Origin of the sequence: Streptomyces sp. Go-475 (genome assembly GCF_003330845.1) — a bacterium.
Taxonomy (GTDB): domain Bacteria; phylum Actinomycetota; class Actinomycetes; order Streptomycetales; family Streptomycetaceae; genus Streptomyces.
In genome coordinates, this window is the sequence record NZ_CP026121.1 from 5,920,509 (window position 1) to 5,944,123 (window position 23,615).

Sequence of the window (23,615 nt, forward strand, 5' to 3'; positions counted from 1 at the left end):
TGCGCGCGATCACACCGACAGCCCGATGACGGGGTGGAGTACCGGTCAGTACATTCGAAGTAAACCCTCGTTCACTCCTCGGCTGTGCAGCCGGTAAGGGGATCGCAGCTCATGTCTTCTGCTACGACCAGCTCGGTGATCGTCTCGGGCGCGCGTACGCCCATGGGGCGGTTGCTCGGATCGCTGAAGTCCTTCTCCGGAGCCGATCTCGGCGGCTTCGCGATCAAGGCCGCCCTCGACCGTGCGGGGATCGGTGGCGACCAGGTGCAGTACGTGATCATGGGTCAGGTGCTCCAGGCCGGGGCCGGGCAGATCCCGGCGCGCCAGGCCGCGGTCAAGGCGGGCATCCCGATGAACGTGCCGGCGCTGACCATCAACAAGGTCTGTCTGTCCGGCCTCGACGCGATCGCGCTCGCCGACCAGCTGATCCGCGCGGGTGAGTTCGACGTGGTCGTCGCGGGCGGTCAGGAGTCCATGACCAACGCCCCGCACCTGCTGCCCAAGTCCCGCGAGGGCTTCAAGTACGGCGCGGTCCAGATGCTCGACGCCATGGCGTACGACGGCCTGACCGACTCCTTCGACGGCGTCGCCATGGGCGAGTCGACGGAGAAGCACAACACCCGGCTGGGCATCGGGCGCGCCGAGCAGGACGAGATCGCCGCGCTGTCCCACCAGCGGGCCGCCGCCGCGCAGAAGAACGGCCTGTTCGAGGCCGAGATCACGCCGGTCGAGATCCCGCAGCGCAAGGGCGACCCGGTGCTGTTCAGCAAGGACGAGGGCATTCGCGGCGACACGACCGTGGAGTCGCTCGGCAAGCTGCGTCCGGCGTTCTCCAAGGACGGCACGATCACCGCCGGTTCCGCCTCGCAGATCTCCGACGGCGCCGCCGCCGTGGTCGTGATGAGCAAGGCCAAGGCGCAGGAGCTCGGCCTGGAGTGGATCGCCGAGATCGGTGCCCACGGGAACGTGGCCGGGCCGGACAACTCGCTGCAGTCGCAGCCGTCCAACGCGATCCTGCACGCCCTGAAGAAGGAGGGGCTGGAGGTATCGGACCTCGACCTCATCGAGATCAACGAGGCGTTCGCGGCGGTGGCCGTGCAGTCCATGAAGGACCTCGGGGTGTCCACCGAAAAGGTGAATGTCAACGGCGGTGCCATTGCCCTGGGTCACCCGATCGGGATGTCCGGTGCGCGGCTCGTGCTGCATCTGGCGCTGGAGCTGAAGCGGCGGGGCGGCGGCGTGGGCGCTGCCGCGCTGTGCGGTGGCGGTGGTCAGGGTGACGCGCTGATCGTGCGCGTGCCCAAGGCCTGAGTTTCGGTACGTCCCTTCCCGGTACGTCCCTGATCTGAACGGAGCTGTGATGCAGGACGTCTCCACGCTGGTGGCCCAGGCCAGGGAGGGGCGGCCGCGGGCCGTCGCCCGGCTGATCTCGCTGGTGGAGGGGGCGTCCCCGCAGCTCCGGGAGGTCATGGCGGCGCTGGCGCCGCTGACCGGCGGGGCGTACGTGGTGGGGCTGACCGGGTCGCCGGGGGTCGGCAAGTCGACGTCGACCTCGGCGCTGGTCTCCGCCTACCGCAAGCAGGACAAGCGGGTCGGCGTGCTCGCCGTCGACCCGTCGTCCCCGTTCTCCGGCGGTGCGCTGCTCGGGGACCGGGTGCGGATGTCGGAGCACGCGTCCGACCCGGGCGTGTACATCCGCTCCATGGCCACGCGCGGGCATCTGGGCGGCCTGGCGTGGGCCGCGCCCCAGGCGATCCGCGTGCTGGACGCGGCCGGGTGCGACGTGATCCTCGTCGAGACGGTGGGGGTCGGGCAGTCCGAGGTGGAGATCGCCTCGCAGGCGGACACGTCCGTGGTGCTGCTCGCGCCGGGGATGGGGGACGGGATCCAGGCGGCCAAGGCCGGGATCCTGGAGATCGGGGACGTGTACGTCGTGAACAAGGCCGACCGGGACGGGGCCGATGCGACGGCCCGCGAGCTGAACCACATGCTGGGGCTGGGGGAGGCGCGGGGGCCCGGGGACTGGCGTCCGCCGATCGTGAAGACCGTCGCCGCGCGGGGCGAGGGCGTGGACGAGGTCGTCGAGGCGCTGGAGAAGCACCGGGCCTGGATGGAGGAGCGGGGGGTGCTCGCGGAGCGGCGTGCCGCTCGCGCGGCGAGGGAGGTCGAGACGATCGCGGTGACGGCGCTGCGGGAGCGGATCGGGGACCTGCACGGGGACCGGCGGCTGGGCGCTCTGGCCGAGCGGATCGTGGCGGGGGAGCTGGATCCGTATCGGGCGGCTGATGAGCTGGTGGCGGGGTTGACGGAGGGCTGAGCGGCGCCGACCGCGGGTGCGCGTCTTCGCCTGATCGCCGTGGGGGGGGTCGGGGCCGCGCCGGGGGGGTGTCCGTCCTCGGAACGGCGCGATGGGGCCGGACACCGACTCACTGGCGTTGACGCGCCAACCGCCGCGGGCGGACACCCCCCGGCACGGCCCCTTCCGTAGTACGGCGAGTGCGGGCGCGTCGTGGCTGCCGCCCAGCCGGCTGCCTTAGCCGCGGGCATGCGTGCCGCCAGGGGCGGCACGGGTGGGCGTGGGGGTCCCCCCTGCTCGAGCGAAGCCGAGAGCTCGGGGGAGGTACCGCGTTGCGCCGGGTTGCGCAACGCCCCGGCGTCAGCACGGACGCCGGGGCGGTTGAGATCAGGCAGTGGGATGTCAGTCCTGGTCGTCGTCCTGGGCATCGGTACGGTCCGCCGTGACCTTGCCCGTGTTCAGGTCGATCTTCCAGTCCTGCTCGGCGCCGCCGGACGTGTGGGTCTCGGCCTCCCAGGACTTGTTCCTGCCGTCCTCGTCCAGGTCGACGGACGTCACCACGCCCTTGCCGGCGGCAGCCTTCGCGGCCTCCTCGGCCGTCACCGAGGAACCCTTCAGGGCCGCCCGCACCTGCGCCGTGTCGTCCTCGTCGTCGGCGTGCGAACCGAGGACCTTGCCGTTGGACGGGTCGACGCTCACGCTGTGCCAGGTGTTGTCGCCGGACAGGACGTCGACCTTCCAGACCACCTTGGCGCTGTCGTCCTCGTCGTCCAGCTCGGCGGACACCGCCGTGCCCGACGTGTGCTTCAGCGCGGAGGCGATGGCCTCGGCGGCCGTGACGTCCGAGGAGGCCGCCCGCGCCGCGTCGTCGTCGCGGTCGTCCTGCGCGTCCGGGCCGTCCTGGTCGTCGTGGGCGTCGTCCGACAGCCGGGTGTTGGCCGCCTGCCGCGCCGAGCCCTCGTCGTCTCCCGTGGTCGCCAGGGCCGTGGCCGTACCGCCTCCGATCAGAGCGGCGGCGGTCACAGCGGCGATCACGATGTTGCGCTTCATGCGGATTCCTCCCGAGTCGTTTCGTTTTCGACGTCTTCGACTCTGGCCGACCGAGGCTGAGAGGAACCTGAAACCCCCTGAAGGGATCTTCAGGTTCCCTTTGCCACTCTTTACTCATGCGCCTGTTGATCGTGGAGGACGAGAAGCGGCTGGCCCTGTCGCTCGCCAGGGGCCTGACGGCCGAGGGGTACGCCGTGGACGTCGTCCACGACGGTCGGGAGGGGCTGCACCGGGCCTCGGAGGGGACGTACGACCTGGTCATCCTCGACATCATGCTGCCGGGGCTCAACGGCTACCGGGTCTGCGCCGCCCTGCGCGCCGCCGGGCACGAGGTGCCGATCCTGATGCTCACCGCCAAGGACGGCGAGTACGACGAGGCCGAGGGGCTCGACACGGGCGCGGACGACTATCTGACCAAGCCGTTCTCGTACGTCGTGCTCGTCGCCCGGATCAAGGCGCTGCTGCGGCGGCGCGGCGTGGGCGCGGGGGCCTCGCCCGTGCATGTGCACGGGGACCTGAAGGTCGACACCGCGGCCCGCCGGGTGTTCCTCGGTGAGGACGAGATCGCCCTCACCGCCAAGGAGTTCTCCGTGCTGGAGCAGCTCGTGCTGCGGGCCGGCGAGGTGGTGTCCAAGTCCGAGATCCTGGAGCACGTCTGGGACTTCGCGTACGAGGGCGACCCGAACATCGTCGAGGTGTACATCAGCACCCTGCGGCGCAAGCTGCGGCCGGGGCTGATCCGGACCGTGCGCGGGGCCGGGTACCGGCTGGAGACCTCGCCGTGAGGCGGCTGTTCGGGTCCGTCCGGGCGCGGGCCACGCTGGCGGCGACGCTCGTGGTCGCGGTGGCGCTCGTCGCGGCCGGGGCCGCCGTGCTGCTGTCCCTGCGGTCGAACCTGATGGGCGAGGCCGGTACGCAGGCGGAGCGCTCCGCGCGGGCGGTCGCCTCCGAGCTCGCCGCCGGGACGCCCTACGACAAGCTGTCGGGACTGGACGGGGACGTCGGGCCGGTGCAGGTCCTCGACGAGGACAAGCGGCTGGTCGCGGTCAGTGAGGACCTGGAGCGGATCAGCGGTACGGACAGCGAGCGGGTGAAGGCGCAGCCGCCGGCCGCGGTGCCGCGCGGGGACGCCGACAACGACGCCGATGACGACGCCGATGACTCCGGCTCCCGCGAGGCCCTCGAACCCGGGGAGATCTCCGGGGAGAGCGTCTTCCGGAACGGGTCGGCGACGGTCGACGGGGAGACGGAGGACTACCGGTTCGCCGCCGTGGAGGTGGAGACCCACGACCGGGGGCACCTCAAGGTCTTCGCCGGTGCCCCGCTGGCCGCCGAGCACGGGGCCGTGCGGAGCGCGCTGACGGTGATGCTGATCGGGTTCCCGCTGCTGCTGGGCGTCGTCGCGGGCGTGACCTGGCTGGTCACCCGGCGGGCGCTGCGGCCGGTGGAGGGCATCCGGCGCGAGATGGCCGCGATCACCCAGTCCGAGGACCTCGCGCGGCGCGTCCCCGAGCCCGACACCCACGACGAGATCGCCCGGCTCGCCAGCACCACCAACGAGACGCTCGCCGCCCTGGAGAAGTCCGTGGAGCGGCAGCGGCGCTTCGTCGCCGACGCCTCCCACGAGCTGCGCAGCCCCATCGCCTCGCTGCGGACGCAGCTGGAGGTGGCCGCCGCCCATCCCGAACTGCTGGACCTCGACGGGGCCGTGGAGGACACCGTGCGGCTCCAGCGGCTCGCCGCCGACCTGCTGCTGCTCGCGCGGCTGGACGCCGGGGAGCGGCTGGGCGACGCGAAGGTCGACCTCGCCGGGCTGGCCCGGGAGGAGGCCGAGGGGCGGACGGGCGTGACGGTGGACGCGGAGCCGGTGGAGGTGGCCGGATCGCGGGGGCAGTTGGGGCGGGTGCTGGCCAATCTGCTCGACAACGCCCAGCGGCACGCCCGGGAGGCCGTCACCGTGAGCGTGCGGCGGGAGGGGGACCGGGCCGTCGTCGGAGTGGCGGACGACGGGGACGGTGTGCCCGAGGCCGACCGGGAGCGGATCTTCGAGCGGTTCGTACGGCTGGACGCCGCCCGCAGCCGCGACGACGGCGGTGCCGGGCTGGGGCTCGCCATCGCCCGGGACGTGGCCGTACGGCACGGCGGCACGCTGACGGCCGGGCAGGGGCCCGCAGGCGGAGCCCTGTTCGAACTCCGCCTGCCGCTCGCGTAGCGGCCGCAGGGCGCTGGCGGCCCGTCCCGGTTACGGGCGCCCGCGCTGGCCGCGCAGGTGCTCCGCGATGGGCTTGAGGGCCTTGTCGAGCTCCGTCAGGGCCTCCGGGGAGAGCAGGTCGATGAAGTGCCTGCGCACGGACGCCACGTGGTGGGGCGCGACCTTCTGCATCGTCGCCATGCCGTGCTCGGTGAGGACGGCGTAGAGCCCCCGGCGGTCCGACTCGCAGTTCTCCCGCCGGACCAGGTTCGCGTTCTCCATGCGCGTGATCTGGTGCGAGAGGCGGCTCTTGGACTGGAGGGTGGCGGAGGCGAGGTCGCTCATCCGCATCCGCTGGTCCTCGGACTCGGAGAGGTTCACCAGGATCTCGTAGTCGTTCATTGTCAGGCCGAACGGCTGCAGGTCCTTCTCGAGCTGGTACGCCAACAGCCTGTTGACCTCCAGGTGGGTGCGCCAGGCGCACTGCTCCGCATCGGTCAGCCAGCGAGTGGCCGTCTCGGTCTCCATGAATGAAGTCTACCTAAAAGGTTGAAAGGCGAACTAGTGAGGGTTTTCGTATGACGGCGCACGCCTGCCGAACGTTGGTGCGCAGGCGTTCGATGTCACACTCCGCAGACTACCGCTCACAGCCCGAAGCGACGCTGGAGGTCGCCCAGCTGTCCGGGAAGACGCGGTACGCCGGACTGCCCGGCCTGGGGGCTGTGCGCCCCGCCGCCGGGCACGCCGGCCTGGTGCGGAACGGCTCCCGTGGCCTGCTCGGCCATCAGGGTCTCGGACGACTGGAGCAGCACCGTGCCGGCGCCGACGAACTCGAACTGGTGCTCCTCGCCGGAGGCCCCGCCGAGGCCCGTCAGCGCACGTAGACCGCCCATTACGCCGGTCATGTACCCGTGGTCGTAGTGGTGGCAGGGGGAGGGGCAGTCGGCCCAGCCGACCAGGGCCTGGGGGTCGACCCGGATCGGGGGTTCCATGAACACCACCGGGCCGTTCGAGGCGGCCACGAACTTTCCGGTTCCGATGAGGGTCAGAAAACCCGGCACGATTGATTGCTTCAGTGCGAGAGTTGGCTGAAAAGCGAGCAGGTTGCCGGAGCGAATGGTCAGATTGCCGTCCTCGAGGTCGTACGAGTTCACGTCGAAGGCCCGGTCGGCGAGGAGCATCTTGCCCGAGCCCTCCGCCACGACCCAGTCGCTCGCGTGCAGAGGCGAATGGAAGGACGTACGGACGAGACGGTCCAGCCGGCCGTGTCCGACGCCGTTGAAGTCGATCGAGCCGTAGTAGGCGATCATCTTCCCCTTCTGCAGGAACCACTGGCTCCCCTTGAGCTCCACGCAGAAGGTGTAGGGATTGACGTTGTCGTCGGGCGGCAGCGTCGCCGGGTCGAAGACCGCGGGGCCGGCGCCCGGGGTTCCGTAGGTGCTCACAGCTTCTCCTCCGACGCCTGGACGTACACCGCACCGCTGCCGCTGAGCTCCAGCTGGAAGGCCTCGCCCGAGCCGCGGCCCACCATGTCCCGCCAGCCCAGGGCGGTGGACAGCTTGTTGCGGACGTCGCCGTGGTGGGCGACGTAGGCCTGCGGGTCCACATGGACCGGCCGCTGGGGGGCGATCGGGATCTCGATCACCCCGCCGTGGGCCATGACCGCGACGGCCCCGTGTCCCTTGAGCGTGGTCGTGAACAGTCCCTGGCCGCTGACCTGGCCCCGGACCATGCCCATGACGCCGCCCTGCGAGCCGAGGAACATCGTGCCCTGCTGGAGCGTGCCCTCGAAGGCGAGCAGGCGGTCCGCCTCGACGTACAGGGTGTCGCCGGTGAGCTGGATGACCTGGACGTGGTGGCCCCCGTGCCCGAACAGGACCGTGCCGCTGCCCTCGACCGTCATCAGCGGCGTGTCCTCGTCGGCGACCCGGCGGCCGATCATCGACATGATCCCGCCCTGGCCGCCCATCGAGTTGGGCGTGAAGGACACCTCGCCCTGGTAGGCGAGCATCGCGCCGCGCTGACTGAACAGCCGCTGGCCCGGCGCGACCGTCGCCTCGACCATCTTCGCGTTGATCTCCCGGAAGGCCATCACACGTCTCCCGCGATCGTGTTCCGCTCGCTCGGCTGCACGTACACCAGGCCGTCCCCCTCGAACCGCATCTGGAAGGCCTCGCCGCCGCCCTCGCCGAGCAGCGTGCGGAACGTCACACCGGACTGGAAGGACTGCCGCAGGTTCCCCTGGTGCGCCACGTACGCGCCCGGGTCCACGGTCAGCGGGTACTGCGGGCTGACGCGCAGCACCACGGCCGGGCCGTCGGACATGATCGCGGCCTGGCCGTGGCCCTCGACGGTCGTCGTGAAGAGGCCGTTGCCCTGTGAGGCCCCGCGCAGGCCCGTGAACTCCGTCCCCGTGCGCAAGCCGCCGTCGGTCGCGAGCAGGTTGCTCGACTCCACGTAGAGCTTGTCGCCCTGGACGCTGACCAGGTTGATCTCGGAGGCGCGGTCGGCGAACCAGCAGGTTCCGCGGCCCTTCACCTCCATCAACGTCATCTGCTCACCGGTCAGCCGCCGGGTCACCATGCCCCGGAGGCCCTCGCCGCCGCCGCTGAGCTTCTTGAAGGCCATCTCGCCGTCGTACGCGACCATCGAGCCGTTCTTCGCCTTCACGGCGTCTCCGGTCATGTCGACGGCGAGCACCTTGCTGCTCTGAAGTCGGAACATCGCCACGTACGCGACGTTAGCCGCAGGCCGGGCGCCACGGACAGGGCCCCTGGGTGGAGAACGACCCTGACCGCACCCCTAGGGGCCGGGCCCCGAGGCGGTTTGTCACAATGGGCGGGACGCTTGTGCGTGCGTTCACAAAGCGTCAGGCCCCAGCAAGACCGTCTCTCACCGAAGGTGACCTGTGGACCTCAAGACCGCCACCGCCATCCGCCGCCTCCGCCTGGTCTCGGCCCCCGAGGCGATCTCCTTCCTCCTCCTGCTGGTCTGCTCGGTGCTGAAGCGGACCACGGACTTCAACGCCGTGCCGGTCATGGGCATGGTGCACGGCGTCCTCTTCATCCTGTACGTGATCTTCTGGGCGGACGCGTGGAACCGCGCGAAGTGGCCGGTGAAGACCGCCGCCCTGTACTTCGTGCTCTCGGTGCTGCCCGCCGGCGGGTTCTTCGCCGAGCGCAAGCTGCGGCGTGAGGCCGAGGACGCCGTGATCGCGTCCCGGGCGCGCCAGGAGAAGGAAGGGGCGGTGAAGGCGTGATCGTCGCCTTTTCCGTGACGCCGCTGGGGGTCGGCGAGGACGTGGGCGAGTACGTCGCCGATGCCGTGCGGGTGGTCCGCGAGTCCGGCCTGCCGAACCGCACCGACGCGATGTTCACGTCCGTCGAGGGCGAGTGGGACGAGGTCATGGACGTCGTCCGGCGCGCGGTCGAGGCCGTCGAGCGGCGGGCGCCCCGGGTCTCCCTCGTCCTGAAGGCGGACATCCGGCCCGGCGTGACGGACGGCCTCACGTCGAAGGTGGAGACGGTGGAGCGGCACCTCGCGGAGTAGCCCCCGAAGGCAGCAGCGATGACGGAACCCCGGCCCGTGCGGGCCGGGGTTCTCGTCGTTCCCGGGCCCCACCCGCCTGGACGCCCCCAGTTCGACACCGCCCCAAAGGTCCACTTTCGTATGGGTATCGGGTCCCAACCATCTGGAGGGCGCTGTGCGGCCGGAGGGCTACGACTACGACTCCCACAGCCGACTCGCCGGGCCGCTCACGGAGCCGTCCGGTGAGGCGTACCGCGTGCAGTACGCCTCGCTCCTCTCGCGCGAGCCCCGCCGAATACGAGCCGTCCTCCTGATGAGCCTCGCCCCGCTGCTCACCGGTGCCCTGCTGGTCTACCTCGTCTGGCCCACCCACTGGGTGGAGCGCGAGGGCGCCGAACGCTGGCTCATCGGCCTCGACGTCACCATGCTGATGGCGATCGGGCTCATCGAACTCTTCATGCTCGTCAACGTCGCCTCCGTCGCCCACGCCACGATGGTCGCCCGCGACCCCGTCCCCGTCGTCCCGGAACCCGGCACCCGCGTCGCCTTCCTCACCACGTACGTCCCCGGCAAGGAACCCCTCGCCATGGTCCGCGCGACCCTGGAGGGCGCCACCCGCATCCACCACACCGGCCCCCTCGACGTCTGGCTCCTCGACGAGGGCGACGACCCCGACGCCAAGGCCCTGTGCGCGGAACTCGGCGTCCGGCACTTCACGCGGCTCGGCGTCCCCGAGTGGAACCGCTCCACGGGCGTCCACAAGGCCCGTACCAAGCACGGGAACTACAACGCCTGGATCGCCATGCACGGCGACGCCTACGACTTCTTCGCCTCCGTCGACACCGACCACGTCCCGCACCCCGACTTCCTGGAGCGGATGATGGGGTACTTCAGGGACCCGGACGTGGCCTTCGTCGTCGGCCCCCAGGTGTACGGCAACTACCACAACCCCGTCACCAAGGCCGCCGAGTCCCAGCAGTTCCTCTTCCACGCCCTGATCCAGCGCGCCGGGAACCGGTACCGCGCCCCCATGTTCGTCGGCACCAACAACGTCGTCCGGATCTCCGCCGTCAAGCAGATCGGCGGCCTGTACGACTCCATCACCGAGGACATGGCCACCGGCTTCGAGATCCACCGGCACCGCAACCCGGCCACGCACCGCCACTGGTGCTCCGTCTACACCCCGGACGTGCTCGCCGTCGGCGAGGGCCCCGCCTCCTGGACCGACTTCTTCACCCAGCAGATGCGCTGGTCGCGCGGCACCTACGAGACGCTCCTCAAGCAGTACTGGAAGGCGCCCTTCAGCATGCCCCCGGGCCGCCTGCTCTCCTACACGCTGATGCTCGTCTACTACCCGATGACGGCCGTCAACTGGCTGCTCGGCATCCTCAGCTGCTTCCTCTTCCTCTGGTTCGGCGCCTCCGGCACCCAGGTCTCCGCCTCGGTCTGGATGATGCTCTACAGCGACGCCGCCGCCCTCCAGATCGGCCTGTACCTGTGGAACCGCCGCCACAACGTCAGCCCCCACGAGCCGGAGGGCTCCGGCGGCCTGGCCGGCATGGCGATGTCGGCCCTGTCCGCGCCGATCTACCTCAAGTCCCTGGGCGAGGCCCTGCTGCGCCGTCCCAGCAGGTTCGTCGTCACGCCCAAGGGCGGTGACGCCAGCCCCGACCGGCCCGCCACCTTCCGCATCCACCTCTTCTGGGCGGCCCTGCTGGCCACGTCCCTGGCCGCCTCGGCCGCCCTGGACCACACGCACGCCGCGATGCGCACCTGGGCCGTCCTCGCCATGGCCATATCCCTGGCCCCGGCCGCGGTGTGGGCCGCCACGCTCCTCAAGGAGTACCGGGAGCGCCGGCCCGAGCCCGCACCGGCGCCCACGCCCACCCCGGCGCACGCGCGCGTGCCCGAGAGCAAGGAGCCCGCCCCGACCGCCACCGCCGCCCCGGCCCTCGCCACCGCGTCCCCGGCGGCCCCGGTCTCCGGCACCCCGACAGGAGGCAACTAGGCCATGGCCTACCAGCCCTCGCAGAAGACCAAGAAGACCGTCCTGGGCATCGGCGGCATCGCGGTCCTGGCGAGCCTCAACGCCCCGGCCGCCCTCGACTTCGTCTCCGAGCAGTACCACGAGTACGAGATCGCCCAGCCCGAGTACAAGGCGAAGTACGGCTCCTGGGACCAGGTCGACATCCCCGAGGAGTACCGCACCAACGCCATCCACGCCGCCCTGCTGCACACCGGCAAGGTGCTGATCGTCGCCGGGTCGGGCAACGAGCAGCGCAAGTTCGACAAGGGCGAGTTCGACACCGTCCTGTGGGACCCGGAGAAGAACACCTTCAAGAAGGTCCCCACCCCGGAGGACTTCTTCTGCGCCGGGCACGCGCAGCTCCCCGACGGCCGTCTGCTCGTGGCCGGCGGCACCGCCCGCTACGAGCTCCTCGACGGCGAGGTGACCCGGGCCGGCGGCGGCATGCGCGTGAAGAACGAGAGCCCCGACAAGGCCGTGCACCTGAAGAAGGGCACCCGCTTCCGCTCCCCGGCCGGCGTCGAGTACGTCACCAAGTTCGACGTGACCGTCCCCAAGGCCAAGCGCAGCTTCAAGGTGTCGTACAACAGCCGCGGCGTCATGCAGCCCTGGCGCACCAAGGTCACGGCCAGCGAGGCCCGGGTCTTCGTCGAGGCGGTGAAGAAGGGCCCGCTGTCGGTCACGCAGAAGCAGGCGCAGTACGAGATCGTCGGCCTGAAGGGAAAGGACGCCGACAACGTCTACGGCCTGTCGGAGAAGATCACCCTGGACAAGCAGGACTTCCAGGGCATCCGCGCCGCCTACGAGTTCGACCCGAAGGCCGAGAAGTACGTCCCCGTCGACCCGATGGACAAGGCCCGCTGGTACCCGACGCTGGTCGGCTTGGACGACGGCCGGGTCCTCGCGGTGTCCGGCCTGGACGACGTCGGCATGATCGACCCCGGGGACAACGAAATCTACGACCCGGAGACCAAGAAGTGGTCACCCGGGCCCAAGCGGTACTTCCCGACGTACCCCGCGCTGTTCCTCACCAAGGGCGGCAAGCTGTTCTACTCCGCCTCCAACGCCGGCTACGGGCCCGCCGACCACGGGCGCGAGCCGGGGCTGTGGGACCTGGAGTCCAACACCTTCCGCAAGGTGCCGGGGCTGACGGACCTCGACCAGACGGAGACCTCGGCCTCGGTGCTGCTGCCCCCGGCGCAGGAGCAGAAGGTGATGATCCTGGGCGGAGGGGGCGTCGGCGAGTCGAAGAAGTCGACCCCGCGCACGGCCGTGGTGGACCTGAAGAAGGACAACCCGGCCTTCGAGGACGGGCCCGACCTGCCGCAGGGCACCCGCTACCTGAACAGCGTGATCATGCCGGACGACACCGTGTTCACGTCCAACGGCTCCCGGGACTACCGCGGGCGCAGCGCCAGCAACATCCTCAAGGCGCAGTTCTACGACCCGAAGACCAACGCCTTCCGGGAGGCCGCCGCGCCGCGGGTGGGCCGCAACTACCACTCCGAGGCGCTGCTGCTGCCCGACGGCCGGATCGCCACCTTCGGCTCCGACCCGCTCTTCGACGACCAGCAGAACACCAAACTGGGCCACTTCGAGCAGCGCATGGAGGTCTTCACCCCGCCCGCGCTGCACAGGAACCCGCAGAACCGGCCCGTGCTGAAGGGCGGTCCGAAGACCCTGGACGACGACCACCGCGTCACCTTCCGCACGGACCACCCGGAGCGGGTGGCCGAGGCCCGGCTGATGCGCCCCAGCGCGGTCACGCACACCACGGACGTCGAGCAGCGCTCCATCGAGCTGGACATCACCAGGAAGGGCGACGCGGTGACGTTCGACGTGCCGCGCGACCCGGCGCTCGTGCCGCCCGGCTGGTACATGCTGTTCGTGACGGACGCCGAGGGCACGCCGTCCAAGGCCGAGTGGATCCACGTGGAGTGAGCGAACGGGGTTCGGTGAGCGGGGGCCGGGTCAGCCCTTGGCGTTGCGCGCCAGCTCCAGGGCGTACTCCGGCCACCAGCGCCCGGCGGCCGGGCCGCCCTCGCAGGTGCCGTCCGACTCGCCGGGCCGCTTGATCCACAGGTAGGCGTCGACGACGGGCCGGCCGGTGGCGGTCGTGGGCGGGGTGCCGAGCGCCCGGCCCGGCGGGTTGCACCAGACGCCGGGCAGGGGGCCGTTGCCGTTGCGGCTGGTGTCGACGACGAAGTGCTTGCCGCCGAGGGCCTCGGCGAGCCGGACGCCGTACTCCGTGGTCACCTCGTCGGTCTGGAAGTTGGAGACGTTGAGCGCGAAGCCGTCGGCCTGTTCGATACCGGCCCGCTTCAGCGGCTCGACCAGCTTCTGCGACTCCCGGATCCAGTCCGCGTTGCCCGCGTCCAGGTACACCTTGGTGTTGGGCTGCTGCTTCAGCCGGGCGATGGCCTCGCCGAGCAGCTGCTCGCGCTCGGCGTGGTACTCGCCGGGTGTGCAGCCGTCCACGACGTGCGCGACCGCGTCGGGCTCCAGGACGACCAGGGCCTCGGCCTCGCCGAGGGCGCCGGCGAACTTCCCGATCCAGTCCCGGTAGGCGCCCGCGTCCGCCGCCCCGCCCGCGGAGTGCTGGCCGCAGTCCCGGTGCGGGATGTTGTAGGCGACGAAGACCGCCGTCTTCCCCTCCCGGCTCGCGGCCGAGGCCGCCGCCCTCACCGCCGGGGACGGGTCGGTCTCGCCCGCCGGCCACAGGGCGACCGGCTGGTCGGCGATCCGCCGGATCAGCTGGGCGTCCTGCCCCCGGCCCTGCCGCTGCCAGAGCTGCGCCTGCCGGGCGGCGGGGCTCTGCGGGTCGACCCAGAAGGGGGAGGTGCCGGCCGCGTAGGCGGCCTTCGTGGTGTCGGCGCCGGGGTCGGGCGCCGGGTCGGCGCCGGACGAGCAGCCCGCAGCGAGACCGAGCACCGCGAGTGCCGCGAGGGCGTGGATCAGCCGGGTCATGCCGCTCCCTGAGAGGAAGGTGACGTTCAGTGATGAATCCGGCAGCAATCGTTACACATCGAAACGAATCGGCAGGGAAAGGACATGAGGCGACCGCGTCCCGGCGCCGGAGCCCCGGCGCTCGGCCCGAAGGGCGAGACGGGGCTGACCACCATGTGACCGGCCGGTAAGGTCGGGTTCGTGCCGAAGCCGCTCAGTCTCTCCTTCGATCCGATCGCGCGCGCCGACGAACGCTGGAAGCAGCGCTGGGGAAACGTACCGTCCATGGCCGCGATCACCTCGATCATGCGCGCCCAGCAGATCCTGCTCGCCGAGGTCGACGCGGTGGTCAAGCCCTACGGCCTGACGTTCGCGCGCTACGAGGCGCTGGTGCTGCTCACCTTCTCCAAGTCCGGCGAGCTGCCGATGTCCAAGATCGGCGAGCGGCTCATGGTGCATCCCACGTCCGTGACGAACACCGTGGACCGCCTGGTCAGGTCGGGCCTGGTGGCCAAGCGGCCGAACCCCAACGACGGGCGCGGCACCCTCGCCAGCATCACCGGCAAGGGCCGCGAGGTGGTCGAGGCGGCCACCCGCGACCTGATGGCGATGGACTTCGGGCTCGGGGTGTACGACGCGGAGGAGTGCGCGGAGATCTTCGCGATGCTGCGGCCGCTGCGGATCGCGGCGGGCGACTTCGAGGAGCAGTGACCCCGGGCAAGATCTCCCGGAACGGGTCGTTACGCTCGACGGCATGAAAAAGAGCGTGCTGACGCGCTATCGCGTGATGGCCTATGTCACCGGCGTCCTGCTGGTCCTGCTGACCCTCGGCATGATCGGCAAGTACGTGCTCGACCTGAACGGCGCCGCCGACTTCACGCGCGTCGTCAGCATCGCGCACGGCTGGCTGTACGTGGTCTACCTGATCTTCGCCTTCGATCTGGGCTCCAAGGCGAAGTGGAAGGTGGGCAAGCAGATCTGGGTGCTGCTCGCCGGGACCATCCCGACGGCCGCGTTCTTCGTGGAGCGCAGGATCAGCCGCGAGCTCGAGGCCAGGGTCGCGGAGGACTCGCCCGCGACCGCCAAGGCGTAACCGGACCGCCGTACGGACGAACGTGCGGCGGTCAGCCATCGACATTTACTAGGACGTCCAAGTAAATTCGAGGGTATGGACGCTGACGCCATCGAGGAGGGCCGCCGCCGCTGGCAGGCCCGGTACGACGCCGCGCGCAAGCGCGAGGCCGACTTCACGACGCTCTCCGGCGACGCCGTGGAGCCGGTGTACGGGCCCCGGCCCGGGGACAGGTACGACGGGTTCGAGCGGATCGGCTGGCCCGGGGAGTACCCCTTCACCCGCGGCCTGTACGCGACCGGCTACCGAGGGCGGACGTGGACCATCCGGCAGTTCGCCGGGTTCGGCAACGCCGAGCAGACCAACGAGCGCTACAAGATGATCCTCCGCAACGGCGGGGGCGGGCTCTCGGTCGCCTTCGACATGCCGACCCTCATGGGCCGCGACTCCGACGACCCGCGCTCCCTGGGCGAGGTCGGGCACTGCGGGGTCGCCATCGACTCGGCCGCCGACATGGAGGTCCTGTTCAAGGACATCCCGCTGGGTGACGTCACGACGTCGATGACCATCAGCGGCCCGGCCGTCCCCGTCTTCTGCATGTACCTGGTCGCCGCCGAACGGCAGGGCGTCGACCCGTCCGTCCTGAACGGCACGCTCCAGACGGACATCTTCAAGGAGTACATCGCGCAGAAGGAGTGGCTCTTCCAGCCCGAGCCGCACCTGCGGCTCATCGGCGACCTGATGGAGCACTGCGCGGCCGGCATCCCCGCGTACAAGCCGCTGTCCGTCTCCGGCTACCACATCCGCGAGGCCGGGGCGACGGCCGCGCAGGAGCTGGCGTACACCCTGGCCGACGGCTTCGGATACGTGGAGCTGGGGCTCTCCCGCGGGCTGGACGTGAACGTCTTCGCGCCCGGCCTGTCCTTCTTCTTCGACGCCCACGTCGACTTCTTCGAGGAGATCGCCAAGTTCCGCGCCGCCCGCCGGATCTGGGCCCGCTGGATGCGCGACGTCTACGGGGCCACCTCCGAGAAGGCCCAGTGGCTGCGGTTCCACACCCAGACCGCCGGCGTCTCGCTCACCGCGCAGCAGCCGTACAACAACGTCGTGCGCACGGCCGTGGAGGCCCTGGCGGCGGTGCTCGGCGGGACGAACTCGCTGCACACCAACGCCCTCGACGAGACCCTCGCCCTGCCGAGCGAGCAGGCCGCCGAGATCGCGCTGCGCACACAGCAGGTGCTGATGGAGGAGACCGGCGTCGCCAACGTGGCCGACCCGCTGGGCGGCTCCTGGTACGTCGAGCAGCTGACCGACCGGATCGAGGCCGACGCGGAGAAGATCTTCGAGCAGATCAAGGAGCGGGGGCTGCGCGCGCACCCCGACGGGCAGCACCCCATCGGGCCGATCACGTCCGGCATCCTGCGCGGCATCGAGGACGGCTGGTTCACCGGCGAGATCGCCGAGTCGGCGTTCCGGTACCAGCAGGCGCTGGAGAAGGGCGAGAAGAAGGTCGTCGGCGTCAACGTCCACACCGGCTCGGTCACCGGCGACCTGGAGATCCTGCGGGTCAGCCACGAGGTGGAGCGGGAGCAGGTGCGCATGCTCCGCGAGCGGAAGGCCGGGCGTGACGAGGCACGCGTGCAGGCGGCGCTCGACGAGATGATCTCGGCGGCCCGCTCGGACGCCAACATGATCGAGCCGATGCTGGACGCCGTGCGGGCGGAGGCCACGCTGGGCGAGATCTGCGGGGTGCTGCGGGACGAGTGGGGGGTGTACACCGAGCCCGCCGGGTTCTGAGAGCTACGTGCCGAGCCCCTGCAGCAGCACCCTGGTGAAACCGCGGACCCACTCCTCGTCCGCCGGCTCCGCGCTCACCAGGGTGCGGTGCACCACCGCTCCCGCGACCATGTCGAAGATCAGGTCGACCGTGCGGGCGGCCGACCGCGGGTCCGGCTCCGGAGGGAGTTCGCCCCGCGCCTGGGCCCGGGCGCGGCCCTCCAGGACCAGGCGCTTCTGACGGTCGACCACGGACGCGCGGATGCGCTCCCGCAGGGCCTCGTCGCGGGTCGCCTCGGCCACCACCGCCATCAGACCGCTCTTCGCTTCCGGCAGGGCCAGGATCGCGGCGAACTGGAGCACCACGCCCTCGATGTCGGCGGCCAGGGAGCCGCGGTCCGGGAGTTCCAGCTCGTCGAACAGCTCCGCCACCGCGTCGACGACCAGTTCGTTCTTGCCCGCCCAGCGACGGTAGAGCGTCGTCTTCGCAACCCCGGCGCGGGTCGCGACGTCTCCCAGGGTGAGCTTCGACCAGCCCAGCTCAACGAGGGCCTCCCGCGTCGCGGCCAGGATCGCGGCGTCCGCCGCGGCGCTGCGCGGGCGCCCGGCGCGGCCGGCTGGGCTGCGGGTCTGCATCCCTCGACCATAGACCTGTGGTTCCTGTGTGGCCGTGAGGGAGATCACCGGAAGGTGGTGTCCCGGCGGTACCGCGTGGCATTACGCTACGACTCGTAGCGAAAGCCCGTGCCGGACGTACACGGGCTTCGTCCGCGCGGCGCGGGTGGGGACCCGGCGCCGAAAGGCACCCGACCGGCCTGGCTTTCACACCGTTTTTCACACACGCGCGCAGTACGGGGGAGGATAGACGCATGCAGCCACGGAACATGTCCATGAGCGGAGTCGTCGACCTCGCCGCGGTGAAGGCGGCCCAGGAGGCCAAGGCGAAGGCGGAGCAGGCGCGCGCCCAAGCCGCCCGGGAGGGCGGCACGGGGGCGATCTCCCCGGTCGATCTCGTCATCGACGTCGATGAGGCGGGGTTCGAGAGGGACGTCCTCCAGCGGTCCGCCGAGGTGCCCGTCGTCATCGACTTCTGGGCCGAGTGGTGTCAGCCCTGCAAGCAGCTGAGCCCGGTCCTGGAGCGGCTGGCCGTCGAGTACGACGGCCGCTTCCTGCTCGCCAAGATCGACGTCGACGCCAACCAGATGCTGATGCAGCAGTTCGGCATCCAGGGGATCCCCGCGGTCTTCGCGGTCGTCGCCGGGCAGGCGCTGCCGCTCTTCCAGGGGGCCGCGGGCGAGGCGCAGATCCGGCAGACCCTGGACCAGCTGGTGCAGGTCGCCGAGCAGCGCTTCGGCCTGACCGGCCTCACCGTCGACCCCGACGCCGAGCCGGGCGGCGGCGCCCAGGCGGCCCCCGAGCGGCCGGCCGGTCCGCACGACGGGCTGCTGGAGGCCGCCGTGCAGGCGCTCGACTCGGGCGACCTGAGCGGTGCCGTCCAGGCCTACAAGAACGTGCTGAACGAGGACCCGGGCAACGAGGAGGCCAAACTGGGCCTCGCCCAGGCCGAGTTGCTCCAGCGGGTGCAGGGCGTCGACCCGCAGCAGGTGCGCAAGGAGGCGGCGGAGAAGCCGGCCGACGTGCAGGCGCAGATCGCCGCCGCCGATCTCGATCTGGTGGGCGGCCATGTGGAGGACGCCTTCGGCCGGCTCATCGAGACCGTGCAGCGCACGGTGGGTGACGACCGGGACACCGTCAGGATGCGGCTGCTGGAGCTGTTCGAGGTCGTCGGGCCCGAGGATCCGCGGGTGATCGCGGCGCGCAGGGCCCTGGCTCGGGCCCTGTTCTGACCAGTCGTTAAACACGCGGGCCTGTGATGCCCGCGTGAAAAATTCGCCCCCGGAGCGTCACCGCGGCCGCGCTTTACCAAAACTTGGTAATCGCGGCCGCTGTTACTGCGAGTAAGTCACGGGCGTTGATCTGTCGGATTCTGTCCATCGATCAACAGCTTTGTACCGCCGGTCGGGGCCACCCTGTGTCGCCGACCGAGACCAGTGGGTCGTTGTTCGGTTATCCCGCCGTTACTAGCCAGTAACGATCCCCCTTGTGCGGGCGGCGAGAATGCACCACGATCGGCCACGCTCGGTCCATTCCCGTACCCCGGCAGCCGGTTGGGTCGCGGGACGTCCTGGGTCCCCACCGAGCAGAGCCGGCGGCAGTGGCGCCGGCTCTTGGACAGGGGGGTCTTCGCCCACTCGGCGAAGCCTGTCCAGCAGGGTTGTGCGTGATGCGTGTCAGGCGCGACCAGTGGTTGTCGCTCGGGGGTGATCGCCGGTGATTCGGGCGCGACTTGCGCCGCCGAGCGCAGGCGCTCTCCTTCCCGAGGACGTAGCACTTCTCCCATCCCTGCCCGGCTGAGCCGCCACTCGGGGCGAGCCAGGACAGGAGATGTACGTCCGAGAAGGAGGAAATATGGAGTCCCAGGTGCGTGGCGGGACCAGATGGAAGCGGTTCGCTGTGGTCATGGTGCCCAGCGTCGCCGCCACGGCTGCGATAGGTGTCGCCCTCGCGCAGGGCGCTCTCGCCGCGTCGTTCAGCGTCTCCGGCCAGTCGTTCAAGGTCACGACCGACCAGCTCGTCGGTACGGGCTTCTCGCAGTACGGCGCCCTCGACGAGGGATACACGCTCGACGGCAAGAAGGCCGTGCACCCGGTCGCGGTCTCGTCGTTCAAGCAGGCGACGATCAAGAACCTGTGCCAGTCGGTCGTCACCCCGAACATTCCGGTGCTCGGGAACGTCAGCCTGATCCTGCGTGCGGGTCAGGGTGAGAAGCCGGTCGAGGCGCAGAACCTCTACATCGATGTCGCCGACCTCAGCGCCGACGCGACGTTCGAGAACATCGACATCGGTGTGGCCGCCAAGGACGCCAACAAGGGTCCGGCCATGAGGAAGGGCGAGACGGCGAACCCGTACGGCTTCGCCCAGCAGGCGGACCGGGCGGTCCTGACCGACGTGAAGCAGACGGCGTGGGCGACCACCGCCGGAACCTTCAAGCTCAGCGGCCTGAAGATGTCGCTGTCGACGGGTGTCAAGGAGTGCTACTAAGCACTCGATGACGGGCGGGGGAGCCGGTGGCGCCCCCGCCCGTCCACCTTCCGGCCGCGCCTTCACGGGCGGCCCACATCACCACCACAGCAACGCCGTACCAGGGAGCTGTTTTTCCATGAGCGCCGAGACTCCTGCCGCAGACGGCCAGTTCACTCTCCGGAGGCAGCAGTTCCGCGCCTGGCGGGGTGCGCGGCCGTTCTGGGCCGGTCTGTTCGTCCTGCTCAGCGGACTGCCCATCGCCTACTTCCCGTACGCGAACCTCCAGATCGGTCACCTGACGCTGGCGATGGCGACCACCGCGGGTGCCGGGTCCCTGATCATCGGCGTGCTGCTCGTCGTGCTCGGCGTCAGCCTCTGGTTCCAGAAGCACGTCCGCGTCTTCGCGGGAGTCGCGGCCATCCTGCTGGCGCTGGTGTCCATCCCCGTGTCCAACCTCGGCGGCTTCCTCATCGGCTTCCTCCTCGCCCTCGTGGGCGGGGCGATGGCCGTGGCCTGGGCGCCGGGCGCACCGCCCGCCGGGCAGCTCGCCACCCACGCCAGTGTCGGCAAGGGCGGGGCTCCCGAGGCGACGGACCCCGACACCACGGTGCTCAAGCCCGTGGACGGACTGGGCAAGCCGAACGATCTGTCAGGAACGAACCCGGCCAACGGGGCGAACGGGAGGCACAGTGCCGGCTGACGAGGTGACCCACGGGGCTGATGTGGAGGCGTCCCGTGTGAGAACCGGGCCGCGCCACGCGGCACCCAAGAAGCCGCTGTTCACCAGGTTCAACAGGCCGGCCGGCAAGGCGATAGCCATGGCGGCGATGCCGACGGCGGTCCTCATGGGCATGGGCTTCACGTCGACGCTCGCCATCGCGGACAGCAACAACCCGGCGACGCCGACGGCGAAGAGCCTGACGGCCGACGAGTACAAGGACTGCGTGGCGGCCCTGGAGGGCGCCAAGGGCGACGCCTCCGCCTCGCCCACGCCGTCCCCCTCGGCCAGTGACGGCGCGACGGACGGCAAGGACGACAAGGGCGACACGGCTCCCACGCCGTCCCCCTCGGCCACTCCGGGCGGTTCGGGCGACGACGGTTCCTCTTCGCCGGATTCAGGTTCCGGCGACAAGGACGAGCCGAAGCCGACCCCGTCCGCGACGGCGCCCGCCGAGAGCGGCGACGACGCGGCGGCCACGCCGTCCCCCTCACCGTCCCGGAGCGGCGGCAACCTGCTGGAGGACATCGGCGACGCCATCGGCGGCATCTTCGACGGCGGGAACAAGGACGGCGCGAGCCCGAGCCCCACCCCGTCCGCCTCGGCCTCCGGGACCACGGAGAGCACCGAGGGCGCCGAGAAGCCCGCCGAGGACGCCTCCGGCACCGCGCGGGAGACGACCGAGAAGGCCGCAGGCGCCGCCGAGGACACCGTCAGGGACACCACCGGCAAGGCGTCCGAGACGGTCGAGGACAGCGCCAAGGCGGTCGAGAAGGCGGCCGAGGCGGCGGCGGACCAGACCACCCCGACGCCCACGCCCAGCCCGTCCGCGAGCTCCACCACGGACCCGGAGGACTGCCCGGCCGCCACGGACGCCGAGGGCGGCGTCGACAACCCGGTGCCGCTGCCCGACGACCCCTGGTACCTCAGCGCCAGCTCGCTGACGCTGAAGGGCGCCGACTACAAGGGCATCGTCGAGGTGCGCACCGCCAACGGCACCGTCAAGAAGGTCCTGAAGTACGTCATCTCCGGCGGCACCGACATCGGTGACCTCCACCAGACGGTCAAGGACAAGCAGTCCGGCAAGACCTACCACGTGCAGGCGGCCAAGGGCTCGACGTCCACGATCCGCGACGGCGACACGGTGATGTACACGGAGAGCATCTCGGGCAACCTGCTCGGGCTGATCCCGATCACGTTCGACCCGGAGCACCCGCCGCCGCTGAACATCCCGCTGATCTACTTCACCAACGTAAAGGTCACCCAGGCGGGCCAGTTCGGCGGGACCCTGCACGTGCCCGGGCTGCACAACTACATCACCGACTGAGCGCCCCCCAGAGCCCGTTCGGGAGCCGCACACGCCGAGGGCGCCCCCTGTCGATCCAGGGGGCGCCCTCGGCGCCGTACAGGGCCCTCACGGCCCCTTCGTGATCAGTTCTTGGTGCCCAGGTGATGCACGCGCACCATGTTGGTGGTGCCGGGGACGCCGGGGGGCGAGCCGGCGGTGATGACCGCGATGTCGCCCTCGTTGAAGCGGTTCAGCTTCACCAGCTCCTGGTCGACCAGGTCGACCATCTCGTCGGTGCTGTTCACGAAGGGCACCACGTACGGCTCCACGCCCCAGCTCAGCGCCATCTGGTTGCGGGTGCCCTCGTCGGTGGTGAAGGCGACGATCGGCTGGGAGGCGCGGTAGCGGCACAGCCGGCGGGCCGTGTCGCCGGACTGGGTGAAGGCCACCAGGACCCGGCCGCCGAGAAAGTCGGCGATCTCGCAGGCGGCGCGGGCCACCGAACCGCCCTGTGTGCGCGGCTTCTTGCCCGGGACGAGCGGCTGCAGGCCCTTGGACATCAGCTCCTGCTCGGCCGCGGTGACGATCTTCGACATCGTCTTGACGGTCTCGATCGGGTACGCGCCCACGCTCGACTCGGCGGACAGCATGACCGCGTCGGCGCCGTCCAGGATCGCGTTGGCCACGTCGGAGGCCTCGGCGCGGGTCGGACGGGAGTTGGTGATCATCGACTCCATCATCTGGGTCGCCACGATCACCGGCTTGGCGTTGCGCCGGCACAGTTCGATCAGGCGCTTCTGCACCATGGGGACCTTCTCGAGCGGGTACTCGACGGCGAGGTCACCGCGGGCGACCATCACGCCGTCGAACGCCATCACGACGTCCTCCATGTTCTGCACCGCCTGCGGCTTCTCCACCTTGGCGATGACCGGGACGCGGCGGCCCTCCTCGTCCATGACGCGGTGCACGTCCTGGACGTCCTTGGCGTCGCGGACGAAGGACAGCGCGACCAGGTCGCAGCCCATGCGCAGCGCGAAGCGGAGGTCCTCGACGTCCTTCTCGCTCAGCGCGGGCACGTTGACGGCCGCGCCGGGCAGGTTGATGCCCTTGTGGTCGGAGATGACGCCGCCCTCGATGACGATCGTCTTCACCCGGGGGCCCTCGACCTCGGTGACCTTCAGCTCGACGTTGCCGTCGTTGATGAGGACCTGGTCGCCCTTGTTGACGTCGCCGGGCAGGCCCTTGTAGGTCGTCCCGCAGATCGTCTTGTCGCCCGGGACGTCCTCGGTGGTGATGGTGAACTCGTCACCGCGGACCAGTTCCACGGGACCTTCGGCGAAGGTCTCCAGGCGGATCTTCGGGCCCTGCAGGTCGGCGAGGACACCGATGGCCCGGCCGGTCTCCTTGGCGGCGGCCCGGACCCGGTCGTACCGGCCCTGGTGCTCGGCGTGCGTGCCGTGGCTGAAGTTGAAGCGGGCCACGTTCATGCCGGCTTCGATCAACGCGACAAGCTGCTCGTGGGAGTCGACCGCGGGGCCGAGAGTACAGACGATTTTCGAACGGCGCATGGGGGCGATCCTATCGGTTTGTTTCCCAGCGGAATATTCCGTCTGGCGGAAAATACAAAAGGGCGGGATGCC

The 23,615-nt window shown here is 70.5% G+C and carries 23 protein-coding genes; 15 read left to right on the plus strand and 8 right to left on the minus strand.

Annotated elements, in window-relative coordinates:
• Positions 1-111 precede the first annotated feature (111 nt).
• Together C1703_RS27440 and meaB are read left to right on the plus strand one after the other, a co-directional pair.
• Positions 112-1,311: an acetyl-CoA C-acetyltransferase gene (locus tag C1703_RS27440; RefSeq protein ID WP_198678287.1), complete on the plus strand. Its 1,200-nt coding sequence runs from the start codon at positions 112-114 to the stop codon at positions 1,309-1,311.
• 49 nt (positions 1,312-1,360) lie between these two features.
• Positions 1,361-2,317 (plus strand): methylmalonyl Co-A mutase-associated GTPase MeaB, encoded by a 957-nt coding sequence (gene meaB / locus C1703_RS27445; protein WP_114255344.1) that lies wholly within the window; start codon positions 1,361-1,363, stop codon positions 2,315-2,317.
• Positions 2,318-2,698: 381 nt separating this feature from the next.
• Here the strand turns inward: meaB and C1703_RS27450 are convergent, their stop codons facing one another.
• Entirely contained in the window at positions 2,699-3,346 is a 648-nt protein-coding gene (locus tag C1703_RS27450; RefSeq protein ID WP_114255345.1) for a PepSY domain-containing protein, read from the minus strand.
• 116 nt (positions 3,347-3,462) lie between these two features.
• Between C1703_RS27450 and C1703_RS27455 the strand changes: the two genes are divergently transcribed.
• Positions 3,463-4,131 carry a response regulator transcription factor gene (locus C1703_RS27455; protein WP_114255346.1) on the plus strand — a complete coding sequence of 223 codons (669 nt, stop codon included), beginning with the start codon at positions 3,463-3,465 and terminating at the stop codon, positions 4,129-4,131.
• Positions 4,128-5,558: a HAMP domain-containing sensor histidine kinase gene (locus C1703_RS27460; protein WP_114255347.1), complete on the plus strand. Its 1,431-nt coding sequence runs from the start codon at positions 4,128-4,130 to the stop codon at positions 5,556-5,558. The genes C1703_RS27455 and C1703_RS27460 overlap by 4 nt, the downstream gene beginning before the upstream one ends.
• Positions 5,559-5,588: 30 nt before the next feature.
• Here the strand turns inward: C1703_RS27460 and C1703_RS27465 are convergent, their stop codons facing one another.
• The 4 genes from C1703_RS27465 to C1703_RS27480 form a co-directional block, all read right to left on the minus strand.
• A complete protein-coding gene (locus C1703_RS27465) occupies positions 5,589-6,065 on the minus strand; it encodes a MarR family transcriptional regulator (RefSeq protein WP_114255348.1) in 477 nt (158 codons plus the stop codon).
• A gap of 116 nt (positions 6,066-6,181) precedes the next feature.
• Positions 6,182-6,982: an AIM24 family protein gene (locus C1703_RS27470; protein ID WP_114255349.1), complete on the minus strand. Its 801-nt coding sequence runs from the start codon at positions 6,980-6,982 to the stop codon at positions 6,182-6,184.
• Entirely contained in the window at positions 6,979-7,629 is a 651-nt protein-coding gene (locus tag C1703_RS27475) for an AIM24 family protein (protein ID WP_114255350.1), read from the minus strand. The genes C1703_RS27470 and C1703_RS27475 overlap by 4 nt, the downstream gene beginning before the upstream one ends.
• On the minus strand, positions 7,629-8,261 hold the full coding sequence (locus C1703_RS27480; protein ID WP_114257615.1) for an AIM24 family protein: 633 nt from the start codon (positions 8,259-8,261) through the stop codon (positions 7,629-7,631). Before C1703_RS27480 ends, C1703_RS27475 begins: the two co-directional genes overlap by 1 nt.
• Positions 8,262-8,445: 184 nt before the next feature.
• Here C1703_RS27480 and C1703_RS27485 point away from each other — a divergent pair, with 184 nt between their 5' ends.
• The 4 genes from C1703_RS27485 (at position 8,446) to C1703_RS27500 (ending at position 13,032) form a co-directional block, all read left to right on the plus strand.
• Positions 8,446-8,796, plus strand: a complete 351-nt coding sequence (locus tag C1703_RS27485) for a DUF3817 domain-containing protein (RefSeq protein ID WP_114255351.1) — start codon at positions 8,446-8,448, stop codon at positions 8,794-8,796.
• Positions 8,793-9,086 (plus strand): MTH1187 family thiamine-binding protein, encoded by a 294-nt coding sequence (locus C1703_RS27490; protein ID WP_114255352.1) that lies wholly within the window; start codon positions 8,793-8,795, stop codon positions 9,084-9,086. The genes C1703_RS27485 and C1703_RS27490 overlap by 4 nt, the downstream gene beginning before the upstream one ends.
• 154 nt (positions 9,087-9,240) lie before the next feature.
• Positions 9,241-11,073 carry a cellulose synthase catalytic subunit gene (locus C1703_RS27495; RefSeq protein ID WP_114255353.1) on the plus strand — a complete coding sequence of 611 codons (1,833 nt, stop codon included), beginning with the start codon at positions 9,241-9,243 and terminating at the stop codon, positions 11,071-11,073.
• A 3-nt stretch (positions 11,074-11,076) separates the two neighbouring features.
• The gene (locus C1703_RS27500; protein WP_114255354.1) at positions 11,077-13,032 is read left to right on the plus strand and encodes a kelch motif-containing protein; all 1,956 of its coding nucleotides are present in this window, start codon (positions 11,077-11,079) and stop codon (positions 13,030-13,032) included.
• Between the two features lie 30 nt (positions 13,033-13,062).
• On the opposite strand, the gene C1703_RS27505 is transcribed toward C1703_RS27500, so the two are convergent.
• Positions 13,063-14,058, minus strand: coding sequence for a glycoside hydrolase family 6 protein (locus tag C1703_RS27505; RefSeq protein ID WP_114255355.1), 996 nt, complete (start codon positions 14,056-14,058; stop codon positions 13,063-13,065).
• A 180-nt stretch (positions 14,059-14,238) separates the two neighbouring features.
• Here C1703_RS27505 and C1703_RS27510 point away from each other — a divergent pair, with 180 nt between their 5' ends.
• The 3 genes from C1703_RS27510 (at position 14,239) to C1703_RS27520 (ending at position 16,906) form a co-directional block, all read left to right on the plus strand.
• Positions 14,239-14,748 carry a MarR family transcriptional regulator gene (locus tag C1703_RS27510; protein ID WP_114255356.1) on the plus strand — a complete coding sequence of 170 codons (510 nt, stop codon included), beginning with the start codon at positions 14,239-14,241 and terminating at the stop codon, positions 14,746-14,748.
• 43 nt (positions 14,749-14,791) lie between these two features.
• Positions 14,792-15,130 (plus strand): DUF3817 domain-containing protein, encoded by a 339-nt coding sequence (locus C1703_RS27515; RefSeq protein ID WP_114255357.1) that lies wholly within the window; start codon positions 14,792-14,794, stop codon positions 15,128-15,130.
• Positions 15,131-15,205: 75 nt separating this feature from the next.
• A complete protein-coding gene (locus C1703_RS27520; RefSeq protein ID WP_114255358.1) occupies positions 15,206-16,906 on the plus strand; it encodes a methylmalonyl-CoA mutase family protein in 1,701 nt (566 codons plus the stop codon).
• Between the two features lie 3 nt (positions 16,907-16,909).
• On the opposite strand, the gene C1703_RS27525 is transcribed toward C1703_RS27520, so the two are convergent.
• Positions 16,910-17,521, minus strand: coding sequence for a TetR/AcrR family transcriptional regulator (locus C1703_RS27525; protein ID WP_031116403.1), 612 nt, complete (start codon positions 17,519-17,521; stop codon positions 16,910-16,912).
• A 233-nt stretch (positions 17,522-17,754) separates the two neighbouring features.
• Here C1703_RS27525 and C1703_RS27530 point away from each other — a divergent pair, with 233 nt between their 5' ends.
• The 4 genes from C1703_RS27530 (at position 17,755) to C1703_RS27545 (ending at position 22,014) form a co-directional block, all read left to right on the plus strand.
• Entirely contained in the window at positions 17,755-18,732 is a 978-nt protein-coding gene (locus C1703_RS27530) for a tetratricopeptide repeat protein (RefSeq protein ID WP_114255359.1), read from the plus strand.
• Between the two features lie 622 nt (positions 18,733-19,354).
• Positions 19,355-19,987 carry a DUF6230 family protein gene (locus C1703_RS27535; protein ID WP_114255360.1) on the plus strand — a complete coding sequence of 211 codons (633 nt, stop codon included), beginning with the start codon at positions 19,355-19,357 and terminating at the stop codon, positions 19,985-19,987.
• 118 nt (positions 19,988-20,105) lie between these two features.
• Positions 20,106-20,669 (plus strand): DUF6114 domain-containing protein, encoded by a 564-nt coding sequence (locus C1703_RS27540; RefSeq protein ID WP_114255361.1) that lies wholly within the window; start codon positions 20,106-20,108, stop codon positions 20,667-20,669.
• Complete coding sequence (locus tag C1703_RS27545) at positions 20,659-22,014, plus strand: hypothetical protein (RefSeq protein ID WP_114255362.1); 1,356 nt, start codon at positions 20,659-20,661, stop codon at positions 22,012-22,014. The genes C1703_RS27540 and C1703_RS27545 overlap by 11 nt, the downstream gene beginning before the upstream one ends.
• Positions 22,015-22,118: 104 nt before the next feature.
• Here C1703_RS27545 and pyk read toward each other — a convergent pair whose 3' ends face one another.
• A complete protein-coding gene (gene pyk, locus C1703_RS27550; protein ID WP_114255363.1) occupies positions 22,119-23,543 on the minus strand; it encodes a pyruvate kinase in 1,425 nt (474 codons plus the stop codon).
• Positions 23,544-23,615 lie beyond the last annotated feature (72 nt).